Source organism: Mesorhizobium sp. M0037, from assembly GCF_040323635.1.
In the GTDB taxonomy this organism is placed as follows: domain Bacteria; phylum Pseudomonadota; class Alphaproteobacteria; order Rhizobiales; family Rhizobiaceae; genus Mesorhizobium.
In genome coordinates this window covers 301,012-316,990 of sequence record NZ_JAMYVB010000001.1, presented here as the reverse complement: position 1 = coordinate 316,990, position 15,979 = coordinate 301,012, and the positions used below count along the sequence as shown (strand labels likewise).

16 protein-coding genes are annotated in these 15,979 nt (G+C 63.2%); 8 read left to right on the top strand and 8 right to left on the bottom strand.

Going from position 1 to position 15,979, the window contains the following annotated elements; all coding sequences use genetic code 11:
• Window positions 1-34: 34 nt before the first annotated feature.
• Together NKJ78_RS01590 and NKJ78_RS01585 are read right to left on the bottom strand one after the other, a co-directional pair.
• Window positions 35-268, bottom strand: a complete 234-nt coding sequence (locus NKJ78_RS01590) for a DUF982 domain-containing protein (protein WP_245259900.1) — start codon at window positions 266-268, stop codon at window positions 35-37.
• Between the two features lie 109 nt (window positions 269-377).
• Complete coding sequence (locus NKJ78_RS01585; RefSeq protein WP_023727510.1) at window positions 378-1,043, bottom strand: GntR family transcriptional regulator; 666 nt, start codon at window positions 1,041-1,043, stop codon at window positions 378-380.
• A gap of 149 nt (window positions 1,044-1,192) precedes the next feature.
• Between NKJ78_RS01585 and NKJ78_RS01580 the strand changes: the two genes are divergently transcribed.
• Window positions 1,193-2,458 (top strand): multidrug efflux MFS transporter, encoded by a 1,266-nt coding sequence (locus NKJ78_RS01580; protein WP_352460109.1) that lies wholly within the window; start codon window positions 1,193-1,195, stop codon window positions 2,456-2,458.
• 43 nt (window positions 2,459-2,501) lie between these two features.
• Window positions 2,502-2,876, top strand: a complete 375-nt coding sequence (locus tag NKJ78_RS01575) for a DUF423 domain-containing protein (RefSeq protein WP_023673013.1) — start codon at window positions 2,502-2,504, stop codon at window positions 2,874-2,876.
• 39 nt (window positions 2,877-2,915) lie between these two features.
• Here the strand turns inward: NKJ78_RS01575 and NKJ78_RS01570 are convergent, their stop codons facing one another.
• A complete protein-coding gene (locus NKJ78_RS01570) occupies window positions 2,916-3,059 on the bottom strand; it encodes a hypothetical protein (RefSeq protein ID WP_023689522.1) in 144 nt (47 codons plus the stop codon).
• A 63-nt stretch (window positions 3,060-3,122) separates the two neighbouring features.
• Complete coding sequence (locus NKJ78_RS01565) at window positions 3,123-3,266, bottom strand: hypothetical protein (protein WP_023673015.1); 144 nt, start codon at window positions 3,264-3,266, stop codon at window positions 3,123-3,125.
• A 146-nt stretch (window positions 3,267-3,412) separates the two neighbouring features.
• Here NKJ78_RS01565 and NKJ78_RS01560 point away from each other — a divergent pair, with 146 nt between their 5' ends.
• Window positions 3,413-4,495, top strand: a complete 1,083-nt coding sequence (locus NKJ78_RS01560) for a LacI family DNA-binding transcriptional regulator (RefSeq protein WP_023682412.1) — start codon at window positions 3,413-3,415, stop codon at window positions 4,493-4,495.
• A 15-nt stretch (window positions 4,496-4,510) separates the two neighbouring features.
• Here NKJ78_RS01560 and NKJ78_RS01555 read toward each other — a convergent pair whose 3' ends face one another.
• The gene (locus tag NKJ78_RS01555; protein ID WP_352460108.1) at window positions 4,511-5,725 is read right to left on the bottom strand and encodes an OpgC family protein; all 1,215 of its coding nucleotides are present in this window, start codon (window positions 5,723-5,725) and stop codon (window positions 4,511-4,513) included.
• A gap of 217 nt (window positions 5,726-5,942) precedes the next feature.
• On the opposite strand from NKJ78_RS01555, the gene NKJ78_RS01550 reads away from it, so the two are divergent.
• Window positions 5,943-6,614, top strand: a complete 672-nt coding sequence (locus NKJ78_RS01550) for an alpha/beta hydrolase (RefSeq protein ID WP_352460107.1) — start codon at window positions 5,943-5,945, stop codon at window positions 6,612-6,614.
• Between the two features lie 57 nt (window positions 6,615-6,671).
• On the opposite strand, the gene sthA is transcribed toward NKJ78_RS01550, so the two are convergent.
• Window positions 6,672-8,060 carry a Si-specific NAD(P)(+) transhydrogenase gene (sthA, locus tag NKJ78_RS01545; RefSeq protein ID WP_352460106.1) on the bottom strand — a complete coding sequence of 463 codons (1,389 nt, stop codon included), beginning with the start codon at window positions 8,058-8,060 and terminating at the stop codon, window positions 6,672-6,674.
• 190 nt (window positions 8,061-8,250) lie between these two features.
• On the opposite strand from sthA, the gene NKJ78_RS01540 reads away from it, so the two are divergent.
• The 3 genes from NKJ78_RS01540 (at window position 8,251) to NKJ78_RS01530 (ending at window position 10,643) form a co-directional block, all read left to right on the top strand.
• The gene (locus tag NKJ78_RS01540) at window positions 8,251-8,721 is read left to right on the top strand and encodes an RDD family protein (RefSeq protein ID WP_023673020.1); all 471 of its coding nucleotides are present in this window, start codon (window positions 8,251-8,253) and stop codon (window positions 8,719-8,721) included.
• 139 nt (window positions 8,722-8,860) lie between these two features.
• Window positions 8,861-9,625 carry an arginyltransferase gene (locus NKJ78_RS01535; RefSeq protein ID WP_023682417.1) on the top strand — a complete coding sequence of 255 codons (765 nt, stop codon included), beginning with the start codon at window positions 8,861-8,863 and terminating at the stop codon, window positions 9,623-9,625.
• A gap of 121 nt (window positions 9,626-9,746) precedes the next feature.
• The gene (locus NKJ78_RS01530; RefSeq protein WP_352460105.1) at window positions 9,747-10,643 is read left to right on the top strand and encodes a DMT family transporter; all 897 of its coding nucleotides are present in this window, start codon (window positions 9,747-9,749) and stop codon (window positions 10,641-10,643) included.
• On the opposite strand, the gene NKJ78_RS01525 is transcribed toward NKJ78_RS01530, so the two are convergent.
• Window positions 10,631-11,845, bottom strand: coding sequence for an AI-2E family transporter (locus NKJ78_RS01525; RefSeq protein ID WP_023727506.1), 1,215 nt, complete (start codon window positions 11,843-11,845; stop codon window positions 10,631-10,633). The two genes, NKJ78_RS01530 and NKJ78_RS01525, sit on opposite strands and share 13 nt — an antisense overlap.
• A gap of 235 nt (window positions 11,846-12,080) precedes the next feature.
• Window positions 12,081-14,333 carry a DNA topoisomerase IV subunit A gene (gene parC, locus NKJ78_RS01520; RefSeq protein WP_023694915.1) on the bottom strand — a complete coding sequence of 751 codons (2,253 nt, stop codon included), beginning with the start codon at window positions 14,331-14,333 and terminating at the stop codon, window positions 12,081-12,083.
• A gap of 404 nt (window positions 14,334-14,737) precedes the next feature.
• Here parC and NKJ78_RS01515 point away from each other — a divergent pair, with 404 nt between their 5' ends.
• Window positions 14,738-15,928 (top strand): aq_1923 C-terminal domain, encoded by a 1,191-nt coding sequence (locus NKJ78_RS01515; protein WP_023697470.1) that lies wholly within the window; start codon window positions 14,738-14,740, stop codon window positions 15,926-15,928.
• Window positions 15,929-15,979 lie beyond the last annotated feature (51 nt).

The following is a 15,979-nucleotide window of genomic DNA, read 5'->3' as shown; positions in this document are numbered from 1 at the left end:
CTGGCAAAATGCCGGTCTGATCAGGCCGATGTGATCAGGCCGGGGCCTTGTCGCTGACGAAGACGTTGACCTCGCGCGCGGCGGCGATGAAGGCGCGTCTTGCTATCATCGCCGGCTTGTCGCCGGCCAGCGCGTCATGGCAGGCCTGCAGCGCTTCGCGGTGCTTGGGGCTGCGCTTGCCGGGCCAGCTGTTGAGCAGGTAATCGGAAGCCTCGCGCACCGTACGCAAGAGCTGAGTGCTTCCCTCCGTGCCCGACTTAACGGTCACGGGTGTTTCAAATCGGTTGTTTTCCATGGCCGCCTCTTACGCCATCGGCGTCCGCGAAGCGAGGCCGAAAGCGGATCGCGACGGCGTTCTTTCGTTTTCGTGACCAGTATCAAGCGGCGACGACGGCAAAACCCCTGGCGCGCAGGCCGCGCCGGTCATTGTGCAACGACGTCACCAGGCGGGCGCGGCTGCCGGCGATATGGGCGGAAAGTCGCGCCGCCGCCGCATCGGCATCGCCGGCCCGCACCGCTGCCAGAATGGCGTGATGCTCGCTCCAGGCGCGGCCAAGGGCCGCCTCGTCGCGCACCTCCAGCCAGCGCGCCCGCGACAGGCGCGTCATGGCATCGCGCACGGCCCGGAACAGGAACTCGTTGCCGGAGAGCCGCGCCAGTTCGATATGGAAATCCATGCCGACGCGGTGCCATTCCTCGCGCGGCGTGGCAGTGTCGCAGGAGTCCAGCATCGCCTCGATGACATCGGCTGCGCTCCTGTCGGCCAGCGCCGAAGTCAGCCTGACCGCCGCGACCTCGACGGCTTCGCGGTACACCGCGATCTGTTCCAGTTCGGCAAGGTTGATCGGCGACACGGTCCAACCGCGCCCGTCGCGGCAGATCAGCCCTTCCGTCTCCAGCCGCAGCAAGGCTGCCCTGACCGGCGTGCGCGAGGCGCCGAAGCGGCTCTCGATCCAGCGCTCCGTCAGCCGCTCGCCAGGACCGATCTCGAGGCCAAGGATCATCTCGCGAAGCGCTTTTTCGACGATCTGCATCTGCGACATAGTTGCTTCCATTGCTGGCGATCGGCCTTGCCCGTTGGTCTTGCCGATCACATTGAGAGCGCCTGATTGACAGCAGCCGGGCTTTGCGTCCATGAGGTACCAAGTTGGTATCCCAAAATGGTATCCGCAGCAAGCGGACAGGACAGGACATGCCGCAGGACAGTGCAGCGCAGGCCGCCGAAGCGGCTTCCACCTACAACATTCATTGGCGGCGCAACCTGCTCGTGTGCTTTGCCGGATCGTTCAGCACGCTTGTGGCGATGACGCTGTTGCTGCCGTTCCTGCCGCTCTATGTCGAACAGCTGGGCGCCGTGGGCCACGCGGCGATCGTGCAATGGTCCGGCATCGCCTTCGGCGCCACCTTCCTTGCCGCGGCCCTTGTCGCACCGCTGTGGGGGCGGCTCGGCGACCGCTACGGCCGCAAGGTGATGCTGGTGCGCGCCAGTTTCGGCATGGCGATCTGCATGTCGCTGACCGGCATGGTGCAGACCGTCTGGCAATTGGTGCTTTTGCGCCTGCTGATCGGCTTTGCCGGCGGTTATTCCTCAGGCTCGACCATACTTGTCGCCATGCAGACGCCGAAGGAGCGCTCCGGCTGGGCGCTTGGCGTGCTGTCGGCCGGCATCACCGCAGGCTCCCTGGTCGGCCCGTTGCTTGGCGGCGCGCTGCCGCCATTGATCGGTATTCGCGCCACCTTCCTCATCGCGGGCGGCGTCATTTTCCTGGCGGCGCTGGCGACGACGTTCCTGATCAAGGAGATGCCTCGCCCGCCAATGCAGGCACAACCCAAGGAGAAACCAAAGGGCGGTTGGGCGCAGATCCCCGACAAACGCCGTGTCGTGGCGATGCTGGCAACCGGCATGCTGTTCACCTTCGCCAACATGTCGATCGAGCCGATCATCACCGTTTACGTCCAGCAACTGGTCGCGGACGCAAGCCGGGTGACCCTGGTCTCAGGTGTCGTCATGTCGGCGGCCGCACTCGGCGCCATCCTGTCGGCGTCACGGCTGGGTAAGCTCGCCGACCGCATCGGCCACTGGAACGTCATCGTCGCATCGCTGGCCGTCTCGGCGCTGCTGTTGATACCGCAGGCCTTCGTCACCGAGAGCTGGCAGTTGGTCGGGCTGCGGTTCTTTATGGGTCTGGTGCTGGGCGGGCTGTTGCCCTGCATCACCAGCGTCATCCGCCACAATGTTCCCGATGGGGTCGGCGGCAATGTGCTGGGCCTGGCAATCTCGGCGCAATATGTCGGCCAGGTTGCGGGGCCGCTGCTGGGCGGCTTCGTCGGCGGCCATTTCGGCATGCGCGCGGTGTTTCTCGGCACGTCGGTGCTGATGGCGGGCGGTGCCGCGTATAATTGGCTCGCCCAGGCGCGCCGCACGCGCGACATGCTGGCGATATCGGAAAAATCCTGACAGACAGGTCGCGCCGCCTATCGTCAATCACGGAGCCCGAGAAATGAGCATCGCCGAGTCAGCACCAGCAAACAGCGCGCGCATCCTCGTTTTCGCCGGCGGCATTGCCGGCGCGGCGGGCGTGGCGCTGTCGGCGGCTTCAGCGCATCTCGGCGGCGCGTTCGTCGGCACGGCCGCATCCTTCCTGCTCATGCATGCGCCGGTGTTTTTGGCCGTCGGCCTCGCCGGCGCAAACCGGATCTTGCGGATCGGCAGCCTGGTGCTGCTCGTCGGGCTTGTTCTGTTCTGCGGCGATCTGCTGGCACGGGATTTCGTGGGATCGCGGCTGTTCCCGATGTCGGCGCCGATCGGCGGCACCTTGCTCATCGCGGGCTGGCTGGTAATCGCGGCCTCGGCGCTCGTGCGGCAACGGTCCTGACGAGGCAAGAACCCTGCCCCATCAGATATCACACGAGGCTTAATCCTGCCGGTTTTCCGGCAGCAGGTCGCGGTTGCGCTTGGCAGGCTTGGTCGGCCGCCGCCGTTGCGGCTGCTCCGTGGCAGGCGAGATACCCCAGTAATTGCGATAAATGTCTTCGAACAGATGTTTCACGGGATGCATGTTCGTTCTCCTCTTCAAGAACTTGAATCGATCCAATCAGCTGGCACGAAAATGTCTGGCCGATCAGCTGCGCTTGCGTTTCACAAGGTATTGCAGGTCACGCCTCCACGGCCCGACCTTGTCGCGGCGCCTGCGGGTGGCGGCGTCGGAGACTATGCCCCAATCATTGCCGTAGATGTCTTCGAACAGATAATTCACGGGATGCATGGCACCCTCCTCTTGAATCGATCCAAGTTGTACTTAATGAATCCCTTGGATCGATTCAAATATAGACCCTCTCCGCCGTCCGATCAAGGGAAAATTTGAACCGATCCAACGAAAGTGCTAAACAGGCTCCGGTTCAGGAGACGAAAATGACGGCATTGACCTCCGGCAAGACGAGACCAGTGCGGCTTGCCGACATCGCCAAGGCGGCCGGGGTCTCGCACGGTACCGCGTCCAACGTGTTCGCTCGCCCGGAGATCGTGCGCGAAGAGGTCCGCGAGCGGGTCAAGGCGGCGGCGGAAGCGATGGGCTATGCCGGCCCGGATCCCAAGGGCCGGCTGCTGCGCGCCGGCAAGGTCAACGCCATCGGCGTGGCAACGGCAGAACCATTGTCCTATTTCTTCGACGATCCCTTTGCCCGCGTCATGATGGCCAGCATTTCGCAGGCCTGCGACGCCACCGGCGCCGGAATTTCGCTGGTCTCGGCCGCCAACAGCGAGCAGCTCGCCTGGAACATCCAGAGCGCCCTAGTCGACGGCTTCATCGTGTTCTGCATCGAGGGTGGGTCGCGGCTGGTCGAACTGGCGCGCGAACGCAAACTGCCTTTCGTGGCGCTTGATCTCGATTCGGAAAATGAGGCGGTCGCTGCGATCGGCGTCGACAACGTCGCCGGCGCGGGTCTGGCGGCGCGCCATCTGGCCGAGTTCGGCCATCGCAGCTTTGCCGTACTCGCCCTGGAATCTGCCGACGCTGGCTTTGGTCCCGTCACGCAGGAGCAAGTCGAGACGACATCCCTCTACTCGGGCACACGCGACCGTCTGCGTGGCTATTTCGGCGAGCTCTCCCGCTTCGGCATCGACGTCTCGCAAGTGCCAATCTACGAAACCCTCAATGACGAGGCGAGCGTGCGGGCTGGCCTCGATCATATTTTCGCGCTGCCGCAGACGCCGACGGCAATCCTGGCCATGTCGGACAAGATCGCGCTGCATGCGCTCGACTGGCTGCGCGAGCGTAACATTGCCGTGCCGGGCGATGTGTCAATCGTCGGCTTCGACGGCGTGCCGGAAGGCGCCGACTCCGAGCCGCCACTAACCACTGTCGCCCAGCCGATCGCCGAGATGGGCCGGCTGGCCGTCAAGGCGATCCTCGAAAATGACGGCTCGCAGCACCGGCAATTGCTGCCGGTCGATCTTGTGGTGCGGGGGTCGTCCGGCCCCTCGCCTGCTAGCTAGGCGGCTGATGTGGGATCATCGGCTTAGCCTTGGCATCGCGGGCATGCCGAAGGTCTGGTGAACGGCTGGCGCTTCTTTGCGAACCGGCTTTTTGCCCAAGCCGATGCCGGACAGCCACTCAAGATAGAAGGCGAGCGCGAATTGCATGGCGATGCCGGCCGAAATCAGCAAGGCGTCATAGGCAAAGCCGCCCGGATTGATCAGCTTCATCACCTGCGCCGCCATGGCGATCAGCGTGCCGGCGAGGAACACCGGCAAGGAGCGCTTGCCGAGCAGCGCTAGCGGGTGATCCGGGCTGAGACGGAACAGGTTCGAGAAAGCCGGCAGGGCGACGATCAGATAGCTCACCGCCAGTATGTACAGGAGCCGCGGCAGCGACAGGAACGTCTTGTCGAAGCCGCCGATCACCACGGGCAGGTTAAACCATGTTATCTCGCCCCAGAGCGGGCTGTGCACCCAGACCGCCGCTGCCGCGACATAGGTCGCCGCGGCGCCCACCAGCCATCGGTTCACCGGGAACGTGCCGCCGCGCCTGACATGCAGCATGCCGGCAAGGCCGATGTTGAACAGGAATTGCCAGGACAGCGGGTTGAGGAACCAGAAGCCGGGCTCGGGATAGTTCGGCGGCGCGATCTGCCAGAGGCCGGCGGCAAGCCACAGCGCGCCGGAAAAGACCAGCGCCGGGAGCGGCCGGTAGCTGACGAAGAGCAGGAAAAGCGGCGCCATCAACAGCAGCGCCGCATAGACCGGCAAAATGTTGTTGTAGCCAAGCTGGTGGCCGAGCGTGACAATGCCGATCATGACCTCCGGCGCGTTCTTCATCAGCGGCTCGATGTTGATCAGCTTGAGCAGTTCCGGCCGCCGGCCGTACACCGCCGCGGCGCAGAACAACGCCATCACAACCATGGTGGTGACGATGTGGGCACTGTAAAGCACGCCGGCCCGGCGCCACATCTTCAACATCGCCAGCAGCCGGCCGCCCGGCTGGAACTTGTTGCCATAGGCGAGTGCGACCGACATGCCGGAAATCAGCACGAAGGCTTCCGCCGCGTCCGAGAATCCGAAATTCTTGTAGGTCAGCGTTTCGAAGACGGTGCCCGGCACGTGGTCGATATAGATGGTCAGGAGTGCGAGCGCACGGAACACGTCAACGCGCGTGTCGCGATCGGGGATACGCGGAGCGCGATCGGCGATACGCGGGGCGCGATCGGGCGGAACTGGCAGGGTCATCGACAAAAGGCCTCAAAGGAGAGCAAGGGTGCTCGCGTTGTTCATGCCGGGATGCGACCATCGGCGCACACCGCTTCGATTCCTCCCGCAGGGAGCATATCGGCGCAGAAACGGTCTGAAATGAGCCTGTTGCAATCACATTTCGCGGAGCGTGAAAATATTCCGTTTTGAAGCTGGCAAAGGACCAATGTCTCCGTGAAATCAATGAGATATGAGCGTGCATCGATATAGCGACGAGAACGCCTTTCTGCATCAGGATCTGGCGTTTCCCTACCGCCTCCTCAAGCCGGAGAATGCCGGCGGCGAGAGCCTGTTTTTACTGCACGGATCGGGTGTCGACGAAACGACGATGGTGCCGATTGCGAGGCAGATCGCCCCCAACGCCACGCTGGTCGCGGTGCGTGGCCGCATCCGCCAAGAAGACGGCTTCCGCTGGTTCGAGCGGATCACGCCGACCAGTTTTGAACAGGCGAGCATCCGTGCCGAAACATCGTACTTTGCCGCCTTCGCAAGCGAGGCCGCAAAGCGCCACGGGCTCGACCTCGCCCGGGCGACTTTCGTCGGCTATTCCAACGGCGCCAATCTGGTTTCCAGCCTGATGCTGCTCAACTCTGACCTAGTCCGAAAAGCAGTGCTGCTGAGAGCGATGCCCGTGCTTGACGATGCGCCGGCAACCGATCTGACCGGAACGCGCGTCCTGATTGTCGCCGGTGCCGCCGACGAGACCTACGGGCCGTTTGCGCCGCCACTGGTGAGGCTGCTCAACAAACATGGCGCCGAGGTCGATGCGCGCATCGTGCCTTCAGGTCACGAAATCGGCGACCCGGATGCCGCCATCGTCCGGCAATGGTTGGCGGGACCAGCATTGGTCGCACGCCAGGCAGGCTAGGAGACCTTGGTAGACCGCATCGGCGCCCGGCGGAACAGCTGAGCAGATGCTCGTCGCCTAGCCCTGTCCCATCCGGTTCCAGGCATCGAGCCCGGCGATCTTGTAGGCTTCGGCCAGCGTCGGATAGTTGAAGGTGTTGTTGACGAAGAAATCAACCGTGCCGCCGAGGTTGATCACCGCCTGGCCGATATGGATCAGTTCGGTGGCGCCTTCGCCGACGATGTGGGCGCCGAGCAGGCGGCGCGTTTCGACCGAGAACAGCAGCTTCAGAAAGCCGGAGTTGACGCCCATGATGTGGCCGCGCGAGGTTTCGCGGAACCGCGCCAGACCGACTTCATAAGCAGCGCCGCTCTCGCGCACCTGCTCCTCCGACTGACCAACGGTGGAGATTTCCGGCACGGCGTAGATGCCATAGGGGAAGGTTTCCGGCGGCGGTGGCAGTTGCACGCCGAAGGCGTGGCAGGCGGCCACCCTGCCCTGCTCCATCGATGTCGAGGCAAGGCTGGGGAAACCGATGACGTCGCCGGTGGCATAGATGTTGGGCGCACTGGTCTGGAAGGTCTGCGGATCGACCTTGATGCGGCCCCGGGAATCGGCCTCGATGCCGACCACGTCGAGGCCGAGGCTGCCGAGATTGCCGCTGCGGCCGGCGGCGTAAAGCACGATCTCGGAGCGGATGGTGCGGCCATCGGCGAGCGTCACTTCGGCATAGTCGGGTTTTGAGACGATTTCCTTGACCGTACTGCCGAGGCGAATGGTCATGCCGCGGTCGCGCATCTGGTGGATGAAGTCGTCGACGATCTCGCGGTCGACGAAATCGAGGATGGTGTTGCGCGGCTCCACCAGCGTCACCGGCACGTCGAGCGCCGAAAAGATCGTCGCATATTCAACGCCGATGACGCCGGCGCCGATCACCGTCAGCGTGCGCGGCAGATGGTCGAGTTCCAGCATCTCATCGCTGTCGAAGACACGGATCTTGTCGAAAGGCACGTCGCGCGGCCGGTGCGGCCTGGTGCCGACCGCGATCAGGGCATTGGTGAAACCAACCTCCGAGTAGTCGCCATTGTCTGCCGTCAGGCTGACCTTGTTTCGGCCGACGAATTTCGCCATGGCGCGCACGCTTTTGACGGCGTTGCGCATAAACTGGTGCTGCAGCACCTCGACCTCGTGGTCGAGCGTCTTGTGCAGCCGCTCGACCAGGTCGGCGATGGAGATGTCCTGCTTGACCCGGTAGCCGCGGCCGTAAAAGCCCCGCTCGCGCCAGCCGGACAGGTTCAGCACCGTCTCGCGCAGCGTCTTCGACGGGATGGTGCCGGTGTGCACCGAGACGCCGCCGAGGCGCCGGCCCATGTCGACCACCAGCACCGATTTGCCGAGCTTGGCCGATTGCACCGCGGCGCGGCGCCCGGAAGGGCCGCTGCCGATGACCAGCATGTCGTAATCCATGTAACCCCGTCCCCTCGGCGTCTTGTTGCGCCGCAGCAAGCTAACGCCATCCGTCCACCAAATTCAATCGGCTCAACCTCGTCACACTGCCGAGCCGGACCGATGGACGAACCGATCTTGATTCCGCCCGCGGTCTTCACCATTTCAGTGGCGGCGCACCCTAGCGTGGCGCCTGTTACGAGGACATGACATGAACGCGCGCGTACTTGACGGCGAAATCATCACCAGCAGGCTCGACGACGTCAGGGCCTATGACGGTGTGCGCACGCGGCGCATCCTGGCCTTCATCATCGACTATTGCATCGTGGCGCTGCTCACCATTCCGTTCGCGATCCTGGTGGCCGTGCTTGGCCTTTTGACATTCGGTCTTGGCTGGGCGCTGTATTCCATCCTCGTGCCGGCGGTCGCCATTCTCTACATCTGGAACACGCTGGGCGGTCGCAACCAGGCCACATCAGGCATGAAGATGATGGGCATTCGGCTCGATCGTCTCGACGGCAGCCGTATCGACGGCCTCACCGCCGTTGTCCATTCGGTGCTGTTCTGGGCGAGCACGGTCATCCTGACGCCGCTCGTCCTCCTGGTGACGCTGTTTTCCGATCGCAAGCGCACACTGCACGACCTGCTGCTTGGCACCGTCGTCAGCCGCAGCGACCGTTGAACCGGCGTTCAACCGACGCCAACAGGCATTTGTGCGCAAATGTGAAGGGGTCCGTTCAACCCCGCCTTCACAATCCTGTTGAATTTTTCGCCAGCCAAGCCAAAGGTAGAGCGATTCGCAGGAGTGTTCCCAAGGTTCGATGACGCACCATCCGACCCAGTCGCCGCAGTTCTTCCTGACCGCGCCATCGCCGTGCCCGTATCTCGAGGGCCAGTTCGAACGCAAGGTGTTCACGCATCTGGTCGGCGACAAGGCGCCGGAGATGAACGATCTGTTGACGCAAGGCGGTTTCCGGCGCTCGCAGAACATCGCTTACCGTCCCGCCTGCGAGACCTGCCGCGCCTGCGTCTCGGTGCGTATCCTGGCGCAGGAGTTCACCGCCAGCCGCAACATGAAGCGGGTGATCCAGCGCAATTCCGATCTGATCGGCGCCATGCACGACGCGCAGCCGTCGACCGAGCAGTATTCGCTGTTTCGCGGCTATCTCGACGCTCGCCATCGCCGCGGCGGCATGTCCGACATGACGGTGCTCGACTACGCCATGATGGTCGAGGATACCCATGTCGACACCAAGGTGATCGAATACCGGCGCCGCGGCCCCGACACATTCATCACCGGCAAGGGCCAGGGCGAGCTGATCGCCGTGGCGCTGACCGACAAGATGGCCGATGGCCTGTCGATGGTCTATTCCTACTTCAATCCCGAGTTCGAGGACCGTTCGCTCGGCACCTTCATGATCCTCGACCATATCGCCCGCGCCCGGGCCATGGGCTTGCCCCATGTCTATCTCGGCTACTGGGTCAACGGCTCGCGCAAGATGAACTATAAAATGCGCTTCATGCCGCAGGAGCATCTCGGCCCGAAGGGCTGGGAACGCTACGACCACGAAGCGGTCACGCGCTGATTTTTCTTCTTACCAAATCCTGATCTAAACATTTTCAGCCGAGACGATGCTGGTCTTTCCGCCCGTTGGCGGGGCGATTGCGCCGACCGGCATCTGCTCAAATCATTGCGAAAGCCGTTGCATGTCCTCTCACAATGCCCACACCAAAGGACTTCTGCTCACCGCGCTTGGCGGGCTGGCGCTGACCATCGACATTCCCCTGATCCGGCTCGCCCATGGCGAAGCCTGGACGATCCTTTTGCTGCGCACCGGCTGCACCTTCGTGGCAGGGCTGATCGTATGGGCCATCTGGCGCTCGTTCAGCAAGAATGCTCCGCAGCTGATACCCGGCTGGTCGGGGCTCGTCGTCGCCACCCTCTACGGGCTCGGCGCAATCGCCTTCATCACTGCCGTCTACAACACCTCGACCGCCAATCTGGTTTTCATCCTGGCCTTCTCCACCATGTTCTCGGCGCTGCTGTCGTGGCTGTTCCTGAAGGAGCGACCAAAGCCGCTGACGCTTGCGGCAATGGCGCTGATGATCGTCGGCATCGCGATCATCGTCGGCGATTCCGTCGGCACGGGAAATCTGTTCGGCGATGTGATGGCGCTGTGTTCGGCCTTGGCGATTGCCTGCGCCATCACCGTTTCACGCGCCAGCGGCAGGGATATGGGATTCACCGCGCTGACCGGCGTCCTGCTGCCGTTCGGGCTGGCGGCGCTCATGGTCTCCAAGACCGGTTTTCAGGTGGAGGCGCCATGGTGGATCGTTTTCAACGGCGCCGTCATCATGCCGTTCGCCTTCTTCTGCCTAGCCAACGGGCCGAAATACATTTCAGGCCCGGAAGTGGCGATGTTCTATCTCCTGGAAACGGTTCTGGCGCCGGTCTGGATATGGATGATCTTTGCCGAGACGCCGTCGCGCAACAGCTTGATCGGCGGCGTGATCCTGATCGTCACGCTGGTTGCCCATTCCCTGTGGCAGTTGCATGAAGGGCGCAAGCGCCGGGCAACGCTCGCCGTCGCTTACCCAGCCTGACTTTTCTTCGCCGGGCCGGCGACAATCTCGATCTGCGGCGGCCCGCCTTCGAGCTCGGCCGCCGCGTCGGGAACGGTGTCTTCGGCCAGTTCCACCTCGCGCAGCCATTCGCGCCATATCGCCACCAGCAGCGCCATCAGCACGGGGCCGATGAACAGGCCGAGAAAGCCCATCGTCTTGACGCCGCCGATCAGGCCGAAAAAGGTGGGCAGGAAGGGCAATTTGATCGGTCCGCCGACCAGCTTCGGGCGCAAGGTCTTGTCGACGATGAACAGCTCCACCGCGCCCCAGATGAACAGCGCCAGACCCGCCATCGGCGAGCCGCTGGCGGCGAGGTAGATCGACACAAGCGTAAACGACAGCGGCGCGCCGCCGGGGATCAGCGCCATGACGCCGGTGAGCGCGCCGAGCGTCACCGGCGAGGGCACCCCGGCCAGCCAGTAGGCGATGCCCAGCACCAGCCCCTCGCCGATGGCGATCACGGTCATTCCGGTAACGGTCGAGGAAATGGTCGCCGGCACGACGCGCGAAATCCGCTCCCAGCGCGTCGGCAGGATGCGTTCGCCGAGCCGGTCGATCTGGCTGGCAAAGTGTTCGCCGTCGCGGTAGGCGAAGAACAGCGCGATCATCATGAACAGCAGCGTCAGCAACAGGCCGAAGGCGCTGCCGCCGGCAGCCAGCACGCCGCGATAGATGCTGCCGATATTGGCGCCGCTGACCAGCTGGATCAGCTCGCCGATGCCGCCGGGATGGCCGAAATTGTCGATCCACTGTTCGTTCAGCCACTCGCCGACGACAGGCAGCGAGGTGATCCAGTGCGGTGTGACCGCGCCGTGCCTGTTGGTCTCGATCGCCCAGCCCACCCATTCGCGGACCTCGTTGATGGCGTAGGTGCCGGCGAGCGCTATCGGCACCACCAGGAAGGCGAGGATGAACAGGATGGCGAGCGTCGCGGCGACGGTGCGGTTACCGCCGACACCGGCAAGCAGCCGGCGGTAGAGCGGCCAGCTGGCAAAAGCAATGACGAGGGCTGCCAGCACGGGAAACAGGAACCCGTGGAAGAAATAAACGCCGGCGGCGACGATCAGCACCAACAGCCAGCGCGCCGCCGACAGCGGCGGGATGACGGCGGCCCGCAGCGGTGTCGACAGGCCGAACAGGCGCTGCTGACGTTCCGGCTTCTGGATCTTCGCTTCCTTCAAACGGTCAATTCTCCCCAGCCTACACAGCGTTTATGCACTGTTATAGTGCCGCAATCGTGACGATAGTCCAAATGCCTTGGGATCTCCCCCCTTGAGGGGGAGATGGCCGGCAGGCCAGAGGGGGTCGCCGCGCATGAAGCGCCAGCCTTCTCTGCCAGCGAAAGGGTGTCGTGTCAGGACGTACCGACCCCCTCTGTCGCCTTCGGCGACATCTCCCCCTCGAGGGGGGAGATTCCTACCCAAATTTCCCCGTCCGCGGGAATCCCTTCGGCACCATGCGACCGGCCGACGCTCTCGCGCCGATCCATTCCGCCAGCTCCTCGCGCGACCTGACGAAGGTGCGGTCTGCGGAATCCTGCCACGACAGGCCGCTCGCCAGCGTGAAGGGTTTCAGGTCGAGCAGACCGCCATCCTTGTATTTCTGCAGGCGAACGCCCTTGCCGCGGCCCATCTCCGGAATTTCGGAGAGCGCAAACACCAGCATCTTGCGGTTCTCGCCGACAATGGCGAGATGATCGCCTGACACGGGGACGCAGGCCTTGGCCTCGTCGGGCGCCTTGACGTTCATCACCTGCTTGCCCTTTCGGGTGTTGGCGACGACCTCCTCCTCCGGCACGACGAAACCATTGGCATCGTAGGAGACGAGCAGCAGCTTGCGCTTCGGGTCGTGGACGAAGGCGGTGACGATGTCCTGGTCGTTGTCCATGTCGACGATGATGCGGATCGGTTCGCCATGGCCGCGGCCGCCCGGCAGCCGGTCGGCGCCGATGGTGTAGAATTTTCCGCCGGTGGTGAAGACCAGGATCTTGTCGGTGGTCTGGGCATGGAAGGCGAGCTTGAGGCTGTCGCCTTCCTTGAAGGTGAGCGTGGAATGGTCGGCCAGATGGCCTTTCATCGCCCGCAGCCAGCCCTTTTCCGAGACCACCACGGTGACCGGCTCGCGCTCGATCATGGCGTGCGCAATGTCGGTCAGATCATGCTCCGGCGCGTCGGCGAACTGGGTGCGGCGCTTGCCGAGTTCGGTCTCGGGGCCGAACTTGTCGCGAACCTGCGTGACTTCCCATTTGATCGTCGACCATTGCTTGGCGTCGGATGCGAGCAATGCCTCGATCTGCTTCTTCTCGGTGGTGAGACCGTCGAACTCCTTGCGGATCTCGAACTCTTCCAGCTTGCGCAAGGCCCGCAGCCGCATGTTGAGGATGGCTTCGGCCTGGGTGTCGGTGAGCGACCAACGGGCCATCATCACCTGCTTGGGCTCATCCTCCTCGCGGATGATCCTGATGACCTCGTCGATGTTGAGATAGGCGATCAGGTAGCCGGCAAGGATTTCCAGCCGCTTCTCGATCTCGCCAAGCCGATGCTTCGAGCGGCGGATCAGCACATCGCGCCGATGGTCGAGCCACTCCTTCAGCACTCCCTTCAGCGACAGGACGTTAGGCACCTTGCCCCGCGACAAAACGTTCATGTTGAGGGGAAATCGGCTTTCGAGCTCGGTCAGCTTGAACAGCGATTCCATCAGAATGCCGGGATCAACCGAACGGCTCTTCGGTACGAGCACGATGCGGACGTCCTCGGCGCTTTCATCTCTGACATCCTCGAGCAGCGGTAATTTGCGCGCGATCAAAAGCTCGGCGATCTTTTCGATCAGCCTGGCCTTCTGGATGCCGTAGGGGATTTCGGTGACGACGATGCTCCAGGTGCCCCTGCCCTGATCCTCCTGGCCCCATTTGGCGCGCACGCGAAAACCGCCGCGGCCGGTCTCATAGGCCTCCAGGATGGAAGCGCGGCTGTCGACGATGATGCCGCCGGTCGGAAAATCCGGCCCCTGGACGAACTCCATCAGCTTTGTCACCGGCGCGTCCGGCTGCTCGATCAACTGCAGCGCTGCGTTGCAAAGCTCGGCGGCATTGTGCGGCGGGATGGACGTGGCCATGCCGACCGCAATGCCGGAGGAACCGTTGGCGAGCAGATTCGGGAAGGCGCCGGGAAGCACTACGGGCTCCTCGTCCTCCTCATTGTAGGTTGGCCGGAAATCGACGGCGTCCTCGGTGATGCCGGCAAGCAAATCGCTCGCCACCTCGGTCATGCGCGCCTCGGTATAGCGCATGGCGGCGGCGTTATCGCCGTCGATATTGCCGAAATTGCCCTGCCCGTCGACGAGGGGATAGCGCATGGAGAAATCCTGCGCCAGGCGCACCAGCGCGTCGTAGATCGACTGGTCGCCATGCGGATGGAACTTGCCCATCACGTCGCCGACGATGCGGGCGCATTTGGCAAAGCCCTGGTCGGGGTTGAGCCTGAGCAGCCGCATCGCATGCATGATGCGGCGATGCACAGGCTTCAGCCCGTCGCGCACGTCAGGCAGCGCCCGGTGCATGATGGTCGAGAGCGCATAGGCAAGATAGCGCTCTTCCAGCGCCTTCTTCAGATCGACCGGTTCGATGTGGTCACCGCCGCCATTTTCAGGCGGCAAAATCCTTTTTCCCATGCGGCTGAACTAGCCGAGCGGGTGATTCGCGGCAAGGCGGGGCTGCGGAAATCCGCACTTTGCAGCCTTTGGGCTTACGAGGGCGGCTCAAGGTCCGACAATGGATGTGACGGACTTCATGTTCCCCCTTGCCGTCCCTGTGCAACAGCAACGGTAGCAGTGCTGTTGCCAACCAACATCAATCTGTTACACGCCCTCTCTAAGGCAGGAGACGGTACGCAGGGGAGCCCGACCTTCATGACATATTCACCGCGTCGGGCGAAGGCTCCCGCTCCGATTTGCCTTTCGCCGTGATTTTCGACAACTCTGCGGGAAAGCGCCTTTTTCCCGTCCAGTTCGTCACGGAATGGTGATGGCGTAGAATTGAGAAAACACTTTTTCAGGACTCTCTCAGGGAACTCGCGATGACAATCCAACGTTCGACACTCAAGAAACTTGCTTTTTCGACCTTTTTGCTGACGCTGCCGCTGAATGCCGCCTTTGCGCAAGACACGGCGGTTGCCGACCGACTGAAGGCCGCACTTGCCGTCCAGGGCGTCGATATCACCTGGACCGGCGTTACCGGCGACAATTCCAGCATGGTGCTACAGGGCGTGTCGGTCAAACCGGCGGCCGAAAAGGAGGCGCTGCCGATCGGCGACGTCAAGCTCGAGGGCGTGACCGAAGCCAATGGCGGCTTCGATGTCGCGACCATCACGACTTCGGCCTTCGAGCACAGCAAGGACGGCGTCACGCTCAACCTCACCCCCTTCGTCATCCACGACGCCAACATCCCGGCTGAGGGCGCTACAGGCCCGCTCGGCTCGATGATGATCTACAAGTCGGCCGAACTCGAAAACCTGACGGTCAAGGTTGCCGACAAGACCGCCTTCTCGGTGGATGGGCTTGCTGTCCAGATCACGCCGCCGGCCGACGGCAAGGCGATGGAGTTTTCCGCCACCACGGAAAAGTTCAACGCCGACCTGACCCTGGTCGACGATGCGAAATCCAAGGAAGCCATCGAGGCCCTCGGCTACCAGAACATCTCGGGCAATATCGAAATCGGCGGCACCTGGCAGCCGAGCGACGGCAAGATGGACCTGTCGAAATACGACATCTCGGTCGAGAATGCCGGCACGCTCGGCATGACCTTCGGCCTCGGCGGCTACACGGTCGACTTCGTCAAGTCGCTGCAGGAGATGCAGAAGAAGATGGCGGCGCAGCCCGAAGGGGCTGACAATTCGGCGCAAGGCATGGCCCTGCTCGGCCTGTTGCAGCAGCTCTCCTTCAACAGCGCATCGATCCGCTTCGATGACGATTCGCTCACCGGCAAAGTGCTTGAGTATGTCGGCAAGCAGCAGGGCATGTCGGGCAAGGACATCGCCAACCAGGCCAAGGCGATCGTGCCGTTCGGCATGGCGCAGCTCAACAATCCCGAACTGACCGCCGAAGTGACGGCCGCGGTGAGCAAGTACCTCGACGATCCGAAGAGCCTCGAGATTTCGGCCGAGCCGCCGGCAGCGGTGCCGTTCGCGCTGATCATGGCCGGCGCCATGTCCAACCCGGCCGACCTGACCAAGACGCTGGGCGTCCACGTCAAGGCCAACGAAGACTGATCGAAGTTCGCTCCCTTCTCCCCGTCACTATACGGGGAGAAGGTGCTGGCA

What these genes read in the sequence shown, in the direction of transcription:
- NKJ78_RS01585 (WP_023727510.1), bottom strand. Translation starts at nt 1,043, where the DNA reads ATGTCGCAGATGCAGATCGTCGAAAAAGCGCTTCGCGAGATGATCCTT.
- NKJ78_RS01580 (WP_352460109.1), top strand. Translation starts at nt 1,193, where the DNA reads ATGCCGCAGGACAGTGCAGCGCAGGCCGCCGAAGCGGCTTCCACCTAC.
- NKJ78_RS01575 (WP_023673013.1), top strand. Translation starts at nt 2,502, where the DNA reads ATGAGCATCGCCGAGTCAGCACCAGCAAACAGCGCGCGCATCCTCGTT.
- NKJ78_RS01570 (WP_023689522.1), bottom strand. Translation starts at nt 3,059, where the DNA reads ATGCATCCCGTGAAACATCTGTTCGAAGACATTTATCGCAATTACTGG.
- NKJ78_RS01565 (WP_023673015.1), bottom strand. Translation starts at nt 3,266, where the DNA reads ATGCATCCCGTGAATTATCTGTTCGAAGACATCTACGGCAATGATTGG.
- NKJ78_RS01560 (WP_023682412.1), top strand. Translation starts at nt 3,413, where the DNA reads ATGACGGCATTGACCTCCGGCAAGACGAGACCAGTGCGGCTTGCCGAC.
- NKJ78_RS01555 (WP_352460108.1), bottom strand. Translation starts at nt 5,725, where the DNA reads ATGACCCTGCCAGTTCCGCCCGATCGCGCCCCGCGTATCGCCGATCGC.
- sthA (WP_352460106.1), bottom strand. Translation starts at nt 8,060, where the DNA reads ATGGATTACGACATGCTGGTCATCGGCAGCGGCCCTTCCGGGCGCCGC.
- NKJ78_RS01540 (WP_023673020.1), top strand. Translation starts at nt 8,251, where the DNA reads ATGAACGCGCGCGTACTTGACGGCGAAATCATCACCAGCAGGCTCGAC.
- NKJ78_RS01535 (WP_023682417.1), top strand. Translation starts at nt 8,861, where the DNA reads ATGACGCACCATCCGACCCAGTCGCCGCAGTTCTTCCTGACCGCGCCA.
- NKJ78_RS01530 (WP_352460105.1), top strand. Translation starts at nt 9,747, where the DNA reads ATGTCCTCTCACAATGCCCACACCAAAGGACTTCTGCTCACCGCGCTT.
- parC (WP_023694915.1), bottom strand. Translation starts at nt 14,333, where the DNA reads ATGGGAAAAAGGATTTTGCCGCCTGAAAATGGCGGCGGTGACCACATC.
- NKJ78_RS01515 (WP_023697470.1), top strand. Translation starts at nt 14,738, where the DNA reads ATGACAATCCAACGTTCGACACTCAAGAAACTTGCTTTTTCGACCTTT.